Consider the following 18,748-nt stretch of genomic DNA (forward strand, 5'->3'; position numbering starts at 1 on the left):
TTCACAAAGGTTTATAAGGGAAAAAATTCAGAAAAACAAAAATAGAGGAGGAAATTCTATGGCAGAGAAACAAACCAAATTCATCTTTGTCACCGGCGGTGTCGTCTCCGGCCTTGGCAAGGGCATCACAGCCGCATCGCTGGGCCGTCTGCTCAAGTGCCGCGGTCTGAAGGTGGCCAGCCAGAAGCTGGACCCCTATGTGAATGTGGATCCCGGCACCATGAGCCCGCTGCAGCACGGTGAGGTGTTCGTGACCGACGATGGCACTGAGACCGATCTGGATCTGGGCCACTACGAGCGCTTTATCGACGAGAATCTGAACAAATACTCCAACCTGACCACCGGCAAGGTGTACTGGAACGTACTGAACAAGGAACGTCAGGGTGCATATCTGGGCCAGACCGTGCAGATCATTCCCCACATCACCAACGAGATCAAGAGCTACATCTACAATCTGGCCTCTTCCACCGAGGCTGACGTGGTCATTACCGAGATCGGCGGCACGACCGGTGATATTGAAAGCCAGCCCTTCCTCGAGGCCATCCGTCAGGTGGGTCTGGAGCAGGGCCGCGACAACTGCTGCTACATCCATGTGGTGCTGGTGCCCTACATTTCCGGCTCGGACGAGTACAAATCCAAGCCTGCACAGCACTCTGTGAAAGAGCTGCAGGGCATGGGCGTGAACCCGGACATCATCATCCTGCGCGCAGACGGCAGTGTGGGCGGCGACATCCGCCGCAAGATCAGCACTTTCTGCAATGTGAAGCCGGAGTGCGTGATCGAGAACCTGACCATGCCCAGCCTGTACCAGTGCCCGCTGATGCTGCACACCGGTGGTCTGGACGAGGTCGTGGTGAAGAAACTCAAGCTGGACGTTCCTCCTGCCGACCTGACCGAGTGGAAGCAGGTGGTCAGCCGCATTGCCACCCGCAGCAAGACCTGCAGCATTGCACTGGTGGGCAAATACGTCAAGCTGCACGACGCTTACCTCTCCGTGATGGAGAGCCTGTACCACGCCGGCTTTGAGAACGACAGTCAGGTGGAGATCCGCTGGGTGGAGAGCGAAGACCTGACCGACCAGGTCGCCTGCAAGGAAGCCTTTGCAGATGTGGACGGCATCATCGTACCCGGCGGCTTTGGCGACCGCGGCATTGAGGGCATGATCCAGGCTGCACAGTATGCCCGCGAGAACCATGTTCCCTACTTTGGCATCTGCCTTGGCATGCAGATCATGGTGATGGAGTTTGCCCGGGGCGTTTTGGGCTACAAGGATGCAAATTCCAGCGAATTCACCCCGGATGGCAAGCACAATGTGATCGCCCTGATGGCCGACCAGCAGGGCAACATTCCCAAGGGCGGCACCATGCGTCTGGGTAAATACCCCTGCAAGGTGATGCCCGGCACCAAGATGGCCGAGTGCTACGGCGAGGCCGAGATCTGGGAGCGCCACCGCCACCGCTACGAGTTCAACAACGAGTTCCGTCAGGAGATGCAGGACGCCGGTCTTGTCATTTCCGGCACCAGCCCCGACGGTCGTCTGGTAGAGACTGTAGAGCTGCCCGGCCGTGACTTCCATTTGGGCGCACAGTTCCACCCGGAGTTCAAAAGCCGTCCGAACCGTGCTCACCCGCTGTTCAAGGCATTCATTGCTGCGGCACTCAAGTTCCGCGCCAGCGAGCAGCGCAGCCTGCTGCACATGTAAACCATAAAAATAAGGTGCTGTCTGTGCGGACAGCACCTTATTTTTTACCCATATAATCCATGATCCTGCAAGGCATTATTCATAGTGGTCATTTTCCAGATCACACACCACAAACCGGTCCACGATGCGGGCCATCCCGTGGAACATCTGTTCCGTAAGTTCCTTGCGGCGCTGCAGCTCCATCCGTTCCGCTTCCGCTTTTTGCAGAGAACTCCCGGTGGCTTTGTTCTATCCTTGATTTCCGATCAGCACCACGGCCACATCGTTGACATTCGTGCCGGTCGCGCCGGTGATGATGAGCCCATCCACCGCCTTGAGGGCATGGTAGGCATCGTTGTTCTGCAGCACATCGTACACCTTCAGCTGGTTCTGCGCCAGTGCCGCGGCCGTGCTGCCGTCCACATAGCCGCCCGCAGCATCGGTTGGGCCGTCGGTGCCATCGCTGCCCACCGAAAAGACCGCTGCGTCCAGCCCGGCGATCACCGGTGCTGCAGCAAGGGCCAGCTCCTGATTGCGCCCGCCCAGACCTGTTCCGGTCAGGTGGACGACCGTCTCACCGCCTGCAAGAAAGGCCAGCTTTTTGCCCTGCCCCGCGTGGGTGCGGGCTATGGAACCAAGGAAGCTGCCAGCCTCCCGCGCTTCACAGCAGAGCCTGTCGGTCAAGATCACCGGCTCATAGCCCAGCTCCCGGCAGGCGTTGGCTGCTGCGCTGCACAGCTCCCGCACGCTGCCGGTGATCTGCGTGGCAACACGGTCCAGCACCTTTGGAGTCTCCTGTGCCAGCAGAGCCTTGGCCTGTGCCGAAAGCTGCAGGTGATATTTTTCCGCAATGGCAAGGGCCTGTGCACAGGTGGAGGTATCCGGCACCGCCGGGCCGCTGGCGATCATATCCAGCGGGTCGCCCAGAATATCACTGAGCACGATGCTGAACACCCGCGCGGGCGCACAGCTCTGTGCAAACCGCCCGCCCTTGACCCCGGACAAGCGCTTGCGAATGGTGTTCATCTCCACGATATCGGCACCGCTGGCAAGCAGCTGGCCCGTGATCTGCTGCAGCTCTGCGCCGGGGATCAGCGGCTTCTCAAACAGTGCACTGCCGCCGCCGGACAGCAGAAACAGCACCGTATCCTCTGCCGTTAAGCCCTGCACCAGTTCCAGCGCTTTCCGGGTGGCGGCAAAGCCATTCTCATCCGGCACGGGATGCCCGGCTTCGCAGCAGTCCACGCCGGGGATCGTGCCCTTCACGTGGCCGTATTTGGTCACGACCACGCCGCCATCCACCCGGCCAAGAAATTTCACCGCCGCATGGGCCATCTGCCATGCTGCCTTACCGGCAGCCACCAGCAGCACCCTGCCGCCCTGCGGCCGGAAATTTTTCAGCGCGCGGCGCACCGCTTCGTCCGGCAGAACAGCGTTCAGGCTGGCACGGATGATGGCATCTGCATCTCTGCGCAGTGTTTCGTTTTTCAGCATGTCGTTCTCCCCTTTTCCATCGCTTCTTGTCCGCGGACAAAAAACACCTGTACAGTCTATTCCTATGCAGGAAAACGCCGTACAGGTGTTCTGATCTTTTTTGCTTACTTTGTGCTTGCCGGAGCAACCTCAAAGTCGATCTTGCCCAGGTTCACATCCGCACGCACAATGGTGATCATCATGGTGTCGCCCAGGCTCCAGTTCTTGCCGGAGACGGGGTCGGACAGGCGGATGCCCTCGGTGAGCATGGTACCGGAGGGGGTCAGGCTGGAAGCCGGCACAAAGCCCTCCACGCCATTGTCCAACTCGATGAACAGGCCGCGCTGGGTCACGCCGGAAATGCGGCCCTCGTAGCACTCGCCCAGATGGCGGCGGGCATACTCGGCCTTGTAGCAGTCCTCAGCCTTGCGCTCGATCTGCATTGCAATGATCTCGCGCTCACTGGACTGCTTGCTTGCCTTCTCGGCAAAGTCGCTGTAGCGCAGCACCATGGTATCCTTATCCATGCCCTTGAGCTGGGCGGTCATGATGCGATGGATGGCCAGATCCGGGTAGCGGCGGATGGGGCTGGTGAAGTGAGCGTAGTCCTTCAGCACCAGACCGTAGTGGCCCTTGGGTTTTTCCTCATACACAGCCTTGGACATGCAGCGCAGCATACCGGTATTGATGATCTGCTCATACGGGCCGCCGCGCACACCTTCCAGAATGGCGCTCAGCTCCTTGGGGGTGGGCACATCCTTGGCAAAGTGATCGTTGATGCCGCAGGCCTGCAGCAGAGTGTGCAGACGCTCCAGCTTTTCAGCATTGGGTTCCTCGTGCACACGGTACACGAAGGGGATCTGCTTCACGCGGGCAAAGTGGGCAGCGCACTGGTTGGCCAGCAGCATGAACTCTTCGATCATAGCTTCGCTCTCGCCGGAGGTGCGCTTTTTCACATCGATGCAGTGGCCGTCCTCGTCGAGGATCAGCTTCACCTCGCCGCTCTCGATATCCATGCAGCCGCGCTCCTTGCGCAGGCGGGCACGGTGGCCGTACAGCTCCTTCATGGCGGGCAGCTGGTTGAGCACTTCATGGTACTTGCCCTTCAGCTCGTCGTCAGCACTGCCGGCCAGCAAGGCATTGATCTCGGAGTAAACACCCTTGACGCGGCTGCGGATGACCGACTTGACAAAGCGGTAATCGATCAGGTTGCCATCCTTATCCAGATGCATCAGGCAGGAGAAGGCCAGACGCAGCACGCCCTCATTCAGGCTGCAGATGCCGTTGGAAAGCTGCTTGGGCAGCATGGGCACCACCTGATCGGCATAGTAGACGCTGGTTGCGCGGTTAAACGCTTCGTTGTCCAGTTCGCTGCCGGGCTTGACATAGTTGGAAACATCTGCAATGTGGACACCCAGCTCAAAGCCGCCCTCCGGGGTCTTGGTCAGGCTGATGGCATCATCGATGTCCTTGGTCTCAGCACTGTCAATGGTGAAGATGGGCAGGGCACGCAGATCCATGCGGCCCTCGGTGTCCTTTTCAGAGACCTCAGCGTTCTCCAGCTTCTTGGCTTCCTCACGAACCTTATCCGGGAAGCGGCTGCGGATATCCTGCGCATAGAGCAGGGCCTTTGCGCAGCGCTTTGCTTCGTCCGAGCTGCCAAACCGCATGGCAACGCCCACGCGGTGATCTTCCTGCCGATTGCCGCGCTGCAGGATCTCCACGGCCACCTTGTCGCCGTCCTTTGCACCGCCCTCGCAGTCACGCATCAACTGCATGGAGATGGCCGGGCAGTCGTCCGGCACGAACTTCAGGCGGCCCTCAATGCGGCGGGCAGTGCCCACCAGATCGTTCTTTTCTTCCAGAATGGCCAGGATCTCGCCTTCATCGCTGCCCTCCACACGGGGGTGCTCAAACTTTTCCACAAGCACCATGTCGCCGGGCATGGCACCGCGGGTAAAACGGCCCGGGATAAAGATATCGCTGGTGCCGTCCTCCAGCATGACAAAGGCAAAATTCTTGCCCAGTTTTACCACCTTGCACAGCAGAGCCTTGTCTGCACGGCCGGAGCGCACCGTAAAGAACACGCCCTGACGCTGGCAGATGACCGCCTCGTGCACCAGCTGATCCACAGCCTCCATCACCTTGCGGTCCGAGCCGCGGTCCCCGCCGAATTTGGATTTGAGGTCTTTGACGGTGCACGGCTGATTCTGGATCGCGTGCTCAATTTTATCGCGCATTGCCATAATATTTTTTCTCCTTGCTCTTCCATGGCCGCAGCCTCCAACGTGCCGCAGCGCTGCCAATCGTGGGCCAGCTGCCCCACCCTGCCCGGCGGTCAGACTGCCGCCGACATCCTATCATAACACAGAAAAACAGCCCCGTCCTTTACACGGGGCTGCACGAACCTTGTCAACCTGCCAGACGGCCTGCAAACAGACATGCCAGAATGGCAACCACAAAGAAAACAATACCTGCAATGCGGGTGGTCTTGGCCAGCATCTGATCAGCCGGGGTCAAACGGGCATTGTTTGCGCCGCCCATACTGCCGTTGATAGCACCGGAAAGGCCCTGACCGTGGGTGTGCTGCATGAGAGTGAGGAAAACGATGACGAGCGAAGCGATCAGCAGGATCACACCGCCAACAATTTCGATAACAGACATGGATTGAAACGCTCCTTTATTTTAATTCAACAAAAACTACGCAGAAATACAAATATATAGTAGCATAACAAGCGCAAAAAAGCAAGCAGAAACCGTGCATTTTTATGCCAGAAGGTCCAGCATTGCGCACAGCCGGGCAAAGATGGCGGCGCTGGAATGTTCCGTGCTCACCTGCCCGTCCTGCAGCACCACAATGGTGTAGCGCGGCTGCTGCGCCGGGTAAAACCCTGTGAACCACAAGTTTTTGCGTTCCGTGCCATCCGGTGTGAACTGCCCGGTCTGCGCGGTACCGGTCTTGCCGCCAGCCCCTTCTTCCAGCCAGGCAGCATCCTGTGCGGTGCCCTCTTCCACCACCTGCTGCAGCATTTTACGCAGGAGCGCTGCATTTTCCGCGCTCATCACCCGCCTTGACTGCGGATGTGCAAGCGTTTCCAGCGGCGTACCGTCAGTTTCATCCACCGAGCCACACACAAAGAAAGGCGTGCGGTACACCCCGCCGGAAGCAATGGTGTTCATCATGGCGGCGATCTGTACCGGTGATGCCAGCAGACCGCCCTGCCCAAAGCTGAAATTTGCCAGCTGGCCGCTCTGGGCAAGCTCCCCGGCAGACGGCAGCTTTCCGGCATCGGCGTGCAGCGCACCTGCCACCGGCACCTCCTGCCCGAAGCCAAGCTGCCGAGACATCTGCAAAAGCGTCTCTGCCCCCAGCTGCTGCCCCAGCCGGATAAAATAGCCGTTGCAGCTTTTTTCCAGAGCCGCAGTCATGTCCACCATTCCGTGCGGAACACCGCCTGCGCAGCGGAAGATCTGTCCATCCACCACCACAGCACCGGTGCATTCGCACTCCGGCAGGATGCCCTGCTCCAGCGCTGCCGCGGCCAGCACCGGCTTGAACACTGAACCCACAGCATAGCTTTCCAGTGCGCGGTTCAGGAACGGACTGTCCGGTGCATCCAGACTTGCGGCAAGGTCATCCGGGTCATAGCCCGGCACGCTGACGCTGGCGCGAACCGCAGCAGTGGCCGTGTCCAGAACCAGAATGCAGCCGCTGGTCATGGTGTCTGCGGCCACCGCTTCGGCGGCACGCTGCACCGGGCGGGAGATCGTCAGCTGCACACCCACCGCACTGCTGTCCTGCCGGGTGAGCTGCGGTGTTTCCCCGGCCCGCAGCCGTCCTTGTGCTGTGACCGCGCACACCAGCGTGTCATGCTCCTTTGTCCCGGCCAGCTGGCTGTCCAGCGCCTTTTCCAGCCCGGCAATGCCGCGGCCTTCTGCATCCAGATAGCCGATCAGATGCTGGCACAGTGGAACTTCTGCGCAGCGCCGTGCCGTTGCAAAGCAGCGTATGCCGCGCCCGGAAAGGTCGCGGTCCACTTCCAGCAGAAACGGTGCGGAGCGGTTGCGGTTCCGGTACAAAAGTGCCTGCCCGGCACTGTCCGTAAATGCATACAGGCGTGTGTAGTTGTTTTCGCCCGGGAAGCAGAGGGCAAGATGCCGCGTTTCCAGCCCGGTGAGAAGCAGGCCGCTGTGGTCGTAAAAGCTGCCCCGCCGGGCAGGCAGCGAGAGCCGGACCGTGCTCTGCGCTTCGGCCCGGGCAGCATAGGTATGGTTCTCTGCCAGAAAATACAGGCGGCACAAAACTACCGCAAACCCCAGCAGAACAGCTGCATACAACGCCAATACCCGTTTGCCGGACATCTGCTCACCCCTTTTTGATAGAGTGGGCTGCATCTGTGGTTTCTATACAAAAAGAGACGGGGTCTCCGAAGAGATCCCGTCTCCATAAGGTACTTATTGAGTAAGCAATTCCGCTTCATACGTCGAAAATCACAGGTTGCCGGCGATCTGTTCAAAGGCTCTTTCAACCGATTCAAAGCTGCTGTGCGTGTAGACATCCAATGTCACACTGGCATTGGAGTGCCCCATCAGGTATTGCAGGCTCTTCACATCCAACCCGGCCTGCTGAACATTGGTGCAGAAGGTGTGTCGCAGCACATGGGGTGTAATGCGCGGAACCGGTTTGCCATATGCCTTCTCAAACTTTCCCTGTACGCCGCGCATATAGTTTTCCAAGTGCATTGCCACCTTCGGCATTCCGGACTTGTCCAGAAAGAGAAATCCGCTGCAACCATCCACTAGTGCTTCCACCTTTGTGGATGCTCTGGCTTTTACTACACGCCGCAACGCTGCACAAACGGTATCCGTCATGGGAACATTGCGGATACCGCTTTTTGTTTTCGGCGGTGTGACAAAGTAGGGCTTTTCAGCCGTCCGGCAAAGCTGCCGCCGGACATGGATACAGTGCCGTTCAAAGTCGATATCTGCTCGTGTCAGGCCATACAACTCACTCACACGCAAGCCGGTTCCCATAAGAATGACGATATCATCATAATAGTTGCCGCCATAGTCTTGAACGAATTGCAGATATTTCTCCTGCTGTTCTCTGGTCAGGGCATTGCGCACATAAGCGTCCTTCGGCACAACGTCCGACAGCTTGAACTTAAATGGATTCTTGCGGATGATGTCATCCTCTACCGCCATCTCAAACGCCGGTCTGACAACGCTTTGCAGGATTCCTATGGTGTTTTGCTTGAAACCGCTGTCATGCAGAAACACGAACCAGCCTTTCGCATCGGACAATTTTACCGTTTTGATGGCTTTTTGCCCGAAAGGGTCAGCATGAATCCGCTTGACCGCTGTGTTGTACGACCGAAGTGAATTGGGTTTCAACCCACGTTTCAGGTTCATATAGCGGTCAACCAGATCAGCCACCGTCATCTCTCCGGCGGCGTAGTCGATGCCGTCTGCCAGATCGCGCCACAGTTCTTCCTCTTTTTTCCGCAGCTCTGTCAGGGATTTAGCGTAAATACAACGCCGTTTCTTGTGGATATCGGTATAACGATAGTCGTAGGTGCCGTTTGCTCTCTGGCTTTCGCCATCCTTCAAAACACGGCCCTTGCTATCTTTGCGCTTTTCAGACATTTAGAAACTCCTTTCTGTGAAAAGCGCATATAGGGGTTAATTTTAGTATACCATACCGACCATGCGATTTCCACCGATATCGAATAGAAAAGACGTTGCATCATTCTCAAATAGAATACGCCTGCTCGATAAAGCAATCAAACAGACGGCGCTTGATCAAACGCTTGTTGCCCACCCAAAGGACAAATTTGCACTTATCCTCGTTGGTGATCTCACGCAGTTTATTGATGCCAATGCCGGAATAAGCCGCAGCTTCTTCCAGCGTCAGATTGCTCTTTTCCCAGATCGGAACTTGTCGGGACTTGGTTCCTCCATCTTGCTGATGCAAGACCGTTCCGTCGCTTGAAGTCTCCACCGGGGACTTCATTGCTTCGCAAACGCGAACTTCCTTCATAGGCAGACCTCCAATTCCTTGTAACCGAACGCCTGTAACCGGGCAGGAAAACTCTCTTTTTCTGCACACAGGGCATCCGGTCGGCTTTATACTTTTTCTTATCTTTTTAAGGTTACATGGTTACAGAAAGAGGAAAACACAGTAGCCATGCGGCCTTTGGACTGTAACTGAAGTGTAACCGAATCTGTAACCAGACGTGTAACCGCTGTTCATCAGAAGGGAAAGCCCAGCTGCTTAGCTTCTACATCCGTTATTTCGGAGAAATCTTCAGCCCCGGTTTCGGGGCTGGTTACGCGCTCCCAGCCTTTCTGAACGCCGTACTTCGGGTAACGCTTGGCGGTCTTGTGCGCCTGCCAGCCTTGAATATCGCCGCGCGAAATTCCCGTGTTCATGATCTCACAGATAGCGCGGGTCTCCCACTCTGCCGGGATGTTCGTGTTGCCCAGCGCTTCCGCATAAAGCTGCTTGGAACACACCCGGTCACCCGTGTAGTCCTCCAGAAAGGCGTAGATCATGCCAGCCTGTGCATCCTCCTGCATGAAGTCCTGCTGATGGACTTGCAGCGTTTCCTGCATGGCGGGGCTGAACGCCAGCTTGTAATTACCGCTGTTGTAGATGGTCATGGCTTCAGCCCAAAGCTGGGCGATATAGGCACGGGATTCGGCTTCATCGTCTAGAATGTGGACTTCGGCCAGTTCCGCATTCACCGGGACAGGGATGAAGCGGCGGTTGCCTGTGCGGTCACGGGGCAAAAAATCCTGTCGATTGGTCGTGCCAGCAAAGACGCACTGGCGCAGACGGTCGGCAGGATGTGTCTCGTAGGGAACTTTATAGGTTTCCTTCTGCTTGCTGAGGAAACTCTTGATCTCCTCGATGCTCTTAGCATTGGCGGTGGCGATCATCTCCGACATTTCGATGATCCAGTGACCTTGCAGCTTGCGGTACACGTTGTCATCGTCCAGCCGCCGCAGGTCATCCGAGAACCACTCATCCTTGACCGCCAGCAGTCGAAAAAAGGTGGACTTCCCCGGGTCTCGCCTGTCGGCTCGGTCGGTGCTTCAAAATGCCTGCAGCATTTTGAGGTCGCCACTGGCGACCCGCACCCTTGCCCGCCCACCAGACAGAGCATGGTTTCAAATTTACATCCCGGCTGGAACACCCGCTTGATGGCTCCCAGCAGGAATATCTTCATAGCTTCGCAAGTGTACTCGTCCTCCGCAGCACCGAGGAAGTGGTGCAGAACGTGGGGAATCCTCTTTGTGCCATCCCATTGCAGGCCGTTCAGGTAGTCCCGGATGGGGTGGTAGCGGTTCTCGTTGGCAACGATGCGGATGGCGGATTCGATCTTCTTCTCGCTGGAAATGCCGTATTTCTCCATCCGGCGCAGGATATACTTCATGTCAGTGTCGTTCAGGGTCTTGCCGGAGCGGGGCCAGCCCACGGGCTTCACAATGTCGATGCGCTCGCTCAACAGGTTCAGCCGGATGGCATCGGCAAGCACATGGTCGTTCTGCAAAATCGTGATGCAGTTTTGGATTGTCCGCTGGATCTCGCCGTTGGAGTGCTTGGTCAGCATTTCTTTTACGTCCGCAACGGTTCTGGGAGTACGTTCTTCGTTGGCTTCTTTGCTCAATAAACATCACCTCGTACTATTATTGAAAACAATTTTCTAACTTTTCCGCAGCGGGTATATCTCCGGGTTTCCGTTGCATCTGCTCTGCCTGCAATCGGCTTAGCAGTTGCAGAACGGAATCCCGTGCTTTCTCCTTGACCTGTTCCTTGCCTTTCTGCCGGACTTCCGGCTTCAGCAGCTTCTCTTGCAGACGTGCAGCAGTGGTCTGCATGGTCTTGAGAAATTTGTCCAGCACGGTGTCCAAACGGTGCGCTGCATACTCTCTCGTGGCCTGCGGAGCCTTGCGTTCAGGGGACAGCACCCACTTTTTTGTGTCCTCGATCATCCGCATATCTTCCTTGCGGGTCTCGGTGCGTACCACGTCGGTCACAACCTCCACCGCCTTGTCATAGGCCGCAGCCGAAACATTTTCCAGCAGGGTCTCCATATCCGAAACTTTCAGGGTCAGCTCGTCCAGCTTGCTCTGCTGGGCGGCAAGCTGCTCCTTCTGCTTGGCAAGGATGAAGTCCTGCTTTTCCAAATACTTGCGGTTGCCATACTCCGCTTCTTCCTCCAATTCCAGACCATGCCGTTTTGCAATCTCGAACAGCATCTTCCGGCAGGCGGCATCAAAGGTGATCTTGCGGTTGTTGCGGCGGCTGAGGGGCTTGTCCGGGTCGGGCAGGTCGAAACCCAATGCTTCCAGTGCCTTTTCCTGCTGAGGAGCGATCTCGCCGTACTTGTTTTCGCAGTCGAACACATGACGCTCATGGATGTGGGGAGTGCTTTCGTCCAGATGCAGTGCCCAGTCCAGCAGATGAACATGAGTGCCGAAGCGCTCATGAAATTCGGACATAAACTCTGTCACCACTAAAACCAGGTCTTCCACCGATGCGTGTTCGTCCAACGTTCCGAACTGGTAGATGGTTTCTTCCGGGCAGGTTTTCTTACCTGCAAGCAAGTCCTCTATGGTTCGATTGCGCTCGGTGTGGCGAATCTTCGCATTGCGGGCGTTCTGGTTCTCCACAAAGTGAGCGTAATGGATTTCATAGAATATCTTCTCCACATCGCTGAATGCGGCAGTCTGTTTATCATTGTCGGATGCAGAACGGATGCCATGATAGCAGTCCCAGTAGATGTTACCTTTAGCTCGTTCCGGGTCAATGTGCTCGCTGTTGGAAAGGTTGAAACTGCGGTCATTGTGCTTGGGGTTATAGGTGCCGTGGGTTCCGGCTCGTCCATTGTGTCGTGTTAATTTCAGATAGACATCCCTCTTTTCCTGTATTTTTGTGTACGGTCACTCATGCTATTAGATCACAAGAGTAATACAATTCTTCCAAGCAAAGGGTCTCGCATTTCAAGACCGTGTCTTGAAATCTTCTCTCGGAATCGAGAGGTAATCCTTTCGGAAAAGGATTTATGTGTTTGTTATACTGCAAAGAAAGTGGCCTACCGCTCCTTCCCTCAGTGGGAGATCATGGCGTTTGTCGCTTTCTGCTTAGAAGAGTTTGCTTTCGCTCTGCAAGAAAAGTATAACAGAGAAACTCATAGTCGAACAGGAACTGTGAGTTCCTAATTTTCAGTGAAAGTAGGAAGCATCGTTCCCATTTCTTGTTGCATCGTTATTCTTTCTTTGCAGAAAATCACTAAGATGCTGCATCTCTGCAATTATTATAGCACCTGAAATCACTAAATTCGTGGGCCTCGTAGGCCTATTATTGGCTCCCTAAGTGAACCTGTTTTGATTACTTTTTCCTGATTTTGGTATAAGGTTTAGCGGAGGCTTCTTTCATTTCAACAGCTTGCCGGGAGAGTGCGCAGCAGCGGAGCTGCTGGATCTGCCGCCATTTTGCGCCAGATAATACCCAGTAGGATATGACGCACAGCATCATATCACTGGGCAAGGCGTTCCCCCTTGACTCCCTTCAAAGAGCTGGTCTCGCCTGTCGGCTCGGTCGGTGCTTCAAAAGGCCAGTGGCCTTTTGAGGTCGCCGCAGGCGACCCGCACCTCTCTGCACTCTTGCTCCGGGCAAGCTGTCCTGGAATGGACAGCTCGTCCGGCTCCGATGTAACGAGAACTGACAAATTCGTCCGTTTTCGTAATCGTATAGCACAAAAAGGCGGCCATCTGCACCCATGCAGACAGCCGCCTTTGGTTTTATGCTGTATTCTATTTGTCAGTCTCTGAAAATCTTATCCAGTTCCCTTTCCATGGTGCCCGCCTTGGCAAATTCCAGCGTATCCGCCTGACGGATATGGTGGGCGGTGATGCCGTGATCCTTTGCAAAGCCCAGAATGTAGCTGATAGCAATGCGGTAGATGATCTCGGTAGGGGCAAGCCCATAGACCTGCTTGGCAAAGATATGTTCCAGCCGGGCGTTATCGTCCGGGAAGGCTTGCCGCATCTTCTCGCTGCGGTAAAGGCGCTTGACGATTTCCGTAATGTACAGGCCGGACTTCATGTAGGGATCCAGGAAGGTCTTGCCGGGGTCATCGAAGCAGCCGGGGTTTTCCTGTTCCAGCAAGTCCACCATCTTTTTCACCACCCACTTTGGGGTGAAGATCTGGTTGGTTTTCTGGGGCGGGATGTAATCGAAGATATCCTCGGTGCGGCTCTCGTCAAAGTAATCCGCCAGTTTGACCTTCAGGTTCAAAAACTCCTTCACCGAATCGTCAAACACCACCGGGTCGAACAGGTGGCCTGCAAAGTGCTCCTCCTGTCCGGTAGTCTGGTTGATGTACGGCCCGCCGTCCCGCAAAAAGCGGAACTGCTCCAGCGTGATGCTGGTGACCTCCTGAAAGACCTTGTCCGGGATGATCCGGTCAAAGTTTGCCAGTGTCACGGTCTCGTCGCCGTAGGCCATGAGGAAGGACGGGATGGTGCGGGAGAAGCCCCGGAGATGGTCACGGACGGTGTCCTCGTAGCCCTTTTTCTTCTGCTCCTTCTGGTTGGTCTCCACGGTGCGCACGATGGTCTGCTGCATTTCCTGCGCCGTCTGCTGGATGGTGGATTGCAGGGTCTCCATGAGGGCGACGGTGCTCTGCTGCTGCTTTGCGTCAAACTCCCGGTTCACCTGCTGGCGCTGCTGGGCGGTGGTGCAGCTTTGCAGCTGCTGGGTGCGCTGGGTCTCCAACTGGCTCTGGTCGATGCGGTAGTTGTCCACCACCTTGTTCACCGCCACGTCCATTTTGGCCTTGGCGGTGCTCTCAAACCGCTTCTGGTCGGACAGCTTCAGGTCCCGCCCATACTCCTGCTTTGCCTGCTCCACCATAGGAGTGATGATCTCCTTGGTGATGCTCTTTTTCAGAGGTTCCAGATGCTCTTCTTTGGCAGGAGCCGGGGCATCGGTCAGGTCTTGCAGGGCGGTGTCCAGCGTCGGGGTGCTTTCGTAGATCTTTGCCCCGAACACATCCGCTGCCTTGCCGATGACGTAGCCCTCGTCCAAATCCACCTCGCCCTTGTCGTTCAGGGAGAGGTCTGCGCCGGTCTCCGGGGTAATCTGGATGGGCTTTGCCTTGGCTTCGCTGATGGGCTGCAAGTTTTGCAGAATGTCCAGCACCTCCTGCGGCGCACTGAACACGTTGGAAATGTTCTGGAACAGGAAGTTGCTCTGGAAGCCCATCCGCACCACTTCCTTGGACTTAATCTTCCGGGGGATGCTGAGGACTTTTTCTGCATCCAGCGGGATCATCTCCCCTTCCTCGTCCTCGCCGATGACCGGGAAGAAGTTGAGCAGATTCTGAATGTGCGCCTTGCGCTCCTCGGTGTCGCCCTTGCCGCTGGCGGTGTCCTGTGAAAGGTCGTTGGCGAACTGCTCGTAGATCAGCAGGGTGCGGGCAGGGTCAAAATCGAACACATAGGCGTTCTCTTTGCGGCGGAAGGTGCCGTTTTCGTGGAAAAGGCAGGGGTTCTGTGCACGGAACGCCGCCTGCATATACAGCGCCGGGCTTTTCAGGTTGGAGAGCATCAGCACCGCCGACCACTCCGGGATGGTGACACCGGTAGTGAGCTGCCCCACCGACAGGGTGATGGTCTTTTCGTGGTGGGCGATGGCGGCTTTTACCCGGTCAAAGCTCTTCTGGTTCTCGTCCGTGTCGTCCAGCTTGCCGTCACCGGCGGCTAGGATCACCTCATAGTCCCGGAATACCGGGTGCGCCTGCAGCTTTTTCGCCAGCGCTCTGGCGCTGTCCACCCGGTTCAGTAGCCAGAAGGTATGCTTCAGCTCGGCACGCAGTTCCGGGGTGGAAAACGGAAATTTGTTCTGGGTGGTCATGGCATCCAGAAAGCGGTCCACCTCAGCCTCATGCTCAAAGCTGCCGCTGGGCTTTACCTTGAAGAACTCGTTCAGGTCAAAGGCAAATTCCTGCGTTTCGCCGTCGATCTCCACGCCCTGCTGAATTTCGTCCCGGATGATCTCGGACATCTGGTAGGTGTAGAGGTTGAGCATAGGGAGGTTTGCGTAGGGATTCTGCTGCCCCGGTGCGCCCTGCCAGTTCCGCTTGGCGGCCTGCTCGTCGGCGTAGGTCCAGTTGAAGATGGCATCCCCGGCAAACTTGTCGTTCGCCAGCGCCTTGAAGGGCGTGCCGGACAGGTGCAGCGTGAAGCGGCGGCGGATGTGGTCAAAGGCAAGGTCGGTCTTGTAGGTGTCCACGCCCTCGTGGGCTTCGTCGATGACCAGCACATCCCAGTTCAACTCGGTCAGGTGGCGCAGCTTGTCGTACTCGCCGCCGAAATATTTCGAGCCTTTCATGTCCTGCAGGCTGACGAACTCAATGCGCTTATACAGTTTCTCGCCCTGTGCGGCGGCATCCAGATAGCCTTGCTCGTCCAGCACATGGGGCTGCCCGGCAAGGGCATCCACATGGCTGACAAACAGGTAGCCGGACTCCCTGCCCAGAAAGCGCACATAGTCGCTGTACCAGCTATTGGCAATGGCAGGGCGGTTGGTGACGATGAGCACCGTCTGTGCATCGACCTGCTTACAGAAGTCGTAGACGGAAAGGGTCTTGCCAAAGCGGGGCTTGGCGTTCCAGAGGTATTCCCCGCCGGGGTGGCTCTGGTAATAGATTTTGGTGTCGTGGACAGCCCTTGCCTGCTCCTCCCGCAGGGTGTAGGCGATGGCGGCATCCAGCTGCACCCGGCCCCGGTTCATGCGGAAATCCTGAAAATACCGCCGGGACTGCTGACCATCCAGATGGAACCACTCGTTTTTGCAGTCGTTCTCCACGTTCAGCTTGCGGAGGTAGGCGTGGAAATCGTGGTCGGTGAACACCTCGCCGCTGCCGTCATCGTAGACGGCATTGCCCCGCCACTCCTCATGGTACAGCACATCGGCGGTGTGGGTCTGCTGTTTCAGGCGTTTGTCCACCGACTGCTCGGTGTAGCCGATCTTCGTCCAGCCGTTGTGCCGGGCAATTTCCGGGGTGGTATAGGCGTAGATCATGGGCACCACCTGCCGGGCAGTGCGCAGGGTTATGCCAGCCATTATGCCATCTCCTTTATAATGCTTTGTATGAATGCCACTTCATCAGAAGTTAGTTTATACTTTGAAAACAGTTCTTCATCTGTCCACGCTCTTGAAAAATCCTGAGCAGGAACAAAACCAAACATACCTTTGCTGATATGCTGTGTCATCGCCAAAATCGAAATCAAAAAACGCACAAATCGTGTTTTTAGGTATCTCATATAGTTATCTGCTTCAGCTTCTGTGTCAAATGCTCCTGCAACGAGATACGTTTCTGAACAAACTACTTTCGGCGGCTGCTTTTCCATTGTCGAGAGAATGCGGTATTGTCCGTTCTTGTCGGGCTGTCCTGCGTGTTCTGCCGTCAAATATGAAATAATGATTTTATAGCGGTCTATATTTTCTATACCCGTAGAAATCAAACTTCTTTTATATGGGCCTATCCCACCATTAAATCTCAGTTGAATATCTCCTGCTTTGAGCGGTTTCACATTTGTAGCAAGACCAAACGGCTTTCGGCTGGAAACTATCGTATCAAGCGTCTGCTCTCCTTTCAGACGCACCTTCTTAACTATCTCGGCAGCGATTGGATAACGAATAAATGTCGAAAACTCATTCAAATCACGGTATTCGGATGTCTTAACCCCATCTCGGTAATTTATGTAGTAGCATTTTCCCTCATGTGACTTAGCCCACACAAAATAGCATACACCACCAGCAACATCCACATTCGGAAAAACATCCAGCGAGTTAGGATAGTCAACGAGTACCGCCATTCGTTTGTCGTTTAACATCTGCTCTCGAAATTTATCCAACCCTTTACCACCAGAATACCATTTTGCTGGAATGATAAAAGACATTGCCGTTGGATTCAATGTCTTTGTTTCCTCAATGAATTTGTTATATACCGGCGTTGCGCTTGCGCCTGAACCTCCATCAACTTCCTGATACGGTGGGTTTCCGATGACATAATCAAACTTCATGCTGGCACTCCCTTCCTGAATGGTTTCAAAGTTCTGCGTTTTGCTAGAACGCCAATTTTTCACTTTGCACGATACTGCCGGGGTCTGCTCTTCCATCGTGCCAAACATTGAGAAGAGATTAAGCTGTTCTGCCTCCGGCTGAGGCTTGCCGCCGGGCACAGACAGGTGCAAGCCGTCCATTTGCCACAGGTTCCAGCTGATGATGTTGGCGATAGGCTGTAACTCTTCTTTTGTGGGTTTGCGCTGCCAGCGAGCTTGCAGATGCTCTGCATAGGTCAGCAGCAGGTTGACCCGCGCCAACAAAAGATTATCTCCCTGATACTCGTAGCCGTAGGTGGACTGCACCGCATGGGTGGCATATTTGCGCCACTCGTCCTCTGTGGCGGCGTTCTCGCTTACCACACGCAGTTTTCGGTCCAGAATGCCAATACGCCGAGCCACCGGGATCATCTCGCCGGTGGCGGCATCGTAGCGGGACGCCAGAAAGGGGGCTTCACCGCAGGTCACCTCCAAGCGGCGGCTCTGCACATACTGCACCCATGCCGGAGTCCTGCCCTTGCAAACCGGAAACTGCACCGGCGTTTCCACCGTCTGCCAGCCTTGGGGCAGCTCCACCGTGAACTGCCCGGCACTCTCCTCTGCCCCCAGCGCACCGAACCAGTCGGCGTCCAGTGCGTTGTTCATCTTGTTGCAGACCCATGCGGGGCTGAACACCTCGCCTTTTTTGCGGGTGCGCTGCTGCTGGGTGTTGGTCTGCTTCATCATCCGGGGCAGCACCACCTCGTAGTGGGTCAGCCCGAGCTGCTGGGTGGTGATCTGAGATCTATCCGTCACCGGCTCGTACATTACCGTTTGCAGTTCCTCCGGCGGGTCGGTGGCCCAGATGATGTTTTTGCCGGTGGATTTATCTTTTAGTAGCGTATCCAGCACCGCCTGCACTTCCGGTGCGTGAAAGTCGATCAATTGTTCCAACGGGGATTCCCTCGCTTTGCCTTAGCGTTGCGGCGGAAGTGATAATATTCTTAGCACTTTCAGTCCATACTAACAAGTATCTTATCACTTTCAAGCCAAATTAACAAGATTCTCGGCGTTTTTTACCAAAAGTGATATGAAACACCTATACTTATGGCAAAGAAAGGCGGGAAAAAGATGATTGGAGCACGATTAGCCGACCTGCGAGATTGGAATAACCAAACGCAGGAAGAACTCGCCAAAGCCCTTAATGTTGCAACCTCTACCATCCGCAGTTGGGAGCATGAAAAGAGTTCCCCAAACCACGAGATGTTGATTGCCATTTGCAGGTACTATGGCACCTCCGCCGACTACCTGCTGGGTCTGACCGACATCGACCCCTCGGACGAAGCCCGCAAACAGCGCCAGCGCCTGACCGAAGAAGAACAGAACGAGATGCACCGCTACGAAGAATATTTGCTCTGGAAACGCAAAAAATAAGCCGCCCAGCGAGACCGTAAGGTCGCTGGGCGGCTGTTTTGT

At 55.8% G+C, this 18,748-nt stretch carries 11 protein-coding genes and 1 pseudogene; 2 read left to right on the top strand and 10 right to left on the bottom strand.

Translation table 11 applies throughout. The features are described from left to right. The first annotated feature begins 58 nt into the window (after positions 1 to 58). Positions 59 to 1,702 carry a CTP synthase gene (locus J3348_RS01985; protein WP_207698192.1) on the top strand — a complete coding sequence of 548 codons (1,644 nt, stop codon included), beginning with the start codon at positions 59 to 61 and terminating at the stop codon, positions 1,700 to 1,702. A gap of 228 nt (positions 1,703 to 1,930) precedes the next feature. Here J3348_RS01985 and J3348_RS01990 read toward each other — a convergent pair whose 3' ends face one another. From J3348_RS01990 to J3348_RS02035, 10 genes and pseudogenes are all read right to left on the bottom strand, one after another. Beyond that, a complete protein-coding gene (locus J3348_RS01990) occupies positions 1,931 to 3,175 on the bottom strand; it encodes a glycerate kinase (RefSeq protein WP_207698193.1) in 1,245 nt (414 codons plus the stop codon). 104 nt (positions 3,176 to 3,279) lie between these two features. Further along, positions 3,280 to 5,400 carry a ribonuclease R gene (rnr, locus tag J3348_RS01995; protein WP_207698194.1) on the bottom strand — a complete coding sequence of 707 codons (2,121 nt, stop codon included), beginning with the start codon at positions 5,398 to 5,400 and terminating at the stop codon, positions 3,280 to 3,282. 166 nt (positions 5,401 to 5,566) lie between these two features. Continuing rightward, entirely contained in the window at positions 5,567 to 5,818 is a 252-nt protein-coding gene (gene secG / locus J3348_RS02000) for a preprotein translocase subunit SecG (RefSeq protein WP_005937305.1), read from the bottom strand. Between the two features lie 102 nt (positions 5,819 to 5,920). Next, the gene (locus tag J3348_RS02005; protein ID WP_207698195.1) at positions 5,921 to 7,516 is read right to left on the bottom strand and encodes a penicillin-binding protein 2; all 1,596 of its coding nucleotides are present in this window, start codon (positions 7,514 to 7,516) and stop codon (positions 5,921 to 5,923) included. 129 nt (positions 7,517 to 7,645) lie between these two features. Beyond that, on the bottom strand, positions 7,646 to 8,800 hold the full coding sequence (locus J3348_RS02010; RefSeq protein WP_207698196.1) for a site-specific integrase: 1,155 nt from the start codon (positions 8,798 to 8,800) through the stop codon (positions 7,646 to 7,648). Positions 8,801 to 8,906: 106 nt separating this feature from the next. Next, positions 8,907 to 9,128 (bottom strand): excisionase, encoded by a 222-nt coding sequence (locus tag J3348_RS02015; protein ID WP_227623440.1) that lies wholly within the window; start codon positions 9,126 to 9,128, stop codon positions 8,907 to 8,909. Between the two features lie 278 nt (positions 9,129 to 9,406). Then, positions 9,407 to 10,770 (bottom strand): annotated as a pseudogene (locus J3348_RS02020) (virulence-associated E family protein). 76 nt (positions 10,771 to 10,846) lie between these two features. After that, positions 10,847 to 11,872, bottom strand: a complete 1,026-nt coding sequence (locus J3348_RS02025; protein WP_347565349.1) for a hypothetical protein — start codon at positions 11,870 to 11,872, stop codon at positions 10,847 to 10,849. A gap of 1,111 nt (positions 11,873 to 12,983) precedes the next feature. Further along, positions 12,984 to 16,292: a DEAD/DEAH box helicase family protein gene (locus J3348_RS02030; protein ID WP_207698197.1), complete on the bottom strand. Its 3,309-nt coding sequence runs from the start codon at positions 16,290 to 16,292 to the stop codon at positions 12,984 to 12,986. Then, positions 16,292 to 18,226: an Eco57I restriction-modification methylase domain-containing protein gene (locus tag J3348_RS02035; protein WP_207698198.1), complete on the bottom strand. Its 1,935-nt coding sequence runs from the start codon at positions 18,224 to 18,226 to the stop codon at positions 16,292 to 16,294. Before J3348_RS02035 ends, J3348_RS02030 begins: the two co-directional genes overlap by 1 nt. A gap of 177 nt (positions 18,227 to 18,403) precedes the next feature. Here J3348_RS02035 and J3348_RS02040 point away from each other — a divergent pair, with 177 nt between their 5' ends. Continuing rightward, positions 18,404 to 18,706 carry a helix-turn-helix transcriptional regulator gene (locus tag J3348_RS02040; protein ID WP_097792897.1) on the top strand — a complete coding sequence of 101 codons (303 nt, stop codon included), beginning with the start codon at positions 18,404 to 18,406 and terminating at the stop codon, positions 18,704 to 18,706. The last annotated feature ends 42 nt before the right edge of the window (positions 18,707 to 18,748 follow it).

Source organism: Faecalibacterium sp. Marseille-Q4896 (assembly GCF_017377615.1).
GTDB classification, from domain to species: domain Bacteria; phylum Bacillota; class Clostridia; order Oscillospirales; family Ruminococcaceae; genus Faecalibacterium; species Faecalibacterium taiwanense.

Coding starts and splice junctions, on each gene's coding strand:
- J3348_RS01985 (WP_207698192.1), top strand. CDS start 59: ATGGCAGAGAAACAAACCAAATTCATCTTTGTCACCGGCGGTGTCGTC.
- J3348_RS01990 (WP_207698193.1), bottom strand. CDS start 3,175: ATGCTGAAAAACGAAACACTGCGCAGAGATGCAGATGCCATCATCCGT.
- rnr (WP_207698194.1), bottom strand. CDS start 5,400: ATGGCAATGCGCGATAAAATTGAGCACGCGATCCAGAATCAGCCGTGC.
- secG (WP_005937305.1), bottom strand. CDS start 5,818: ATGTCTGTTATCGAAATTGTTGGCGGTGTGATCCTGCTGATCGCTTCG.
- J3348_RS02005 (WP_207698195.1), bottom strand. CDS start 7,516: ATGTCCGGCAAACGGGTATTGGCGTTGTATGCAGCTGTTCTGCTGGGG.
- J3348_RS02010 (WP_207698196.1), bottom strand. CDS start 8,800: ATGTCTGAAAAGCGCAAAGATAGCAAGGGCCGTGTTTTGAAGGATGGC.
- J3348_RS02030 (WP_207698197.1), bottom strand. CDS start 16,292: ATGGCTGGCATAACCCTGCGCACTGCCCGGCAGGTGGTGCCCATGATC.
- J3348_RS02040 (WP_097792897.1), top strand. CDS start 18,404: ATGATTGGAGCACGATTAGCCGACCTGCGAGATTGGAATAACCAAACG.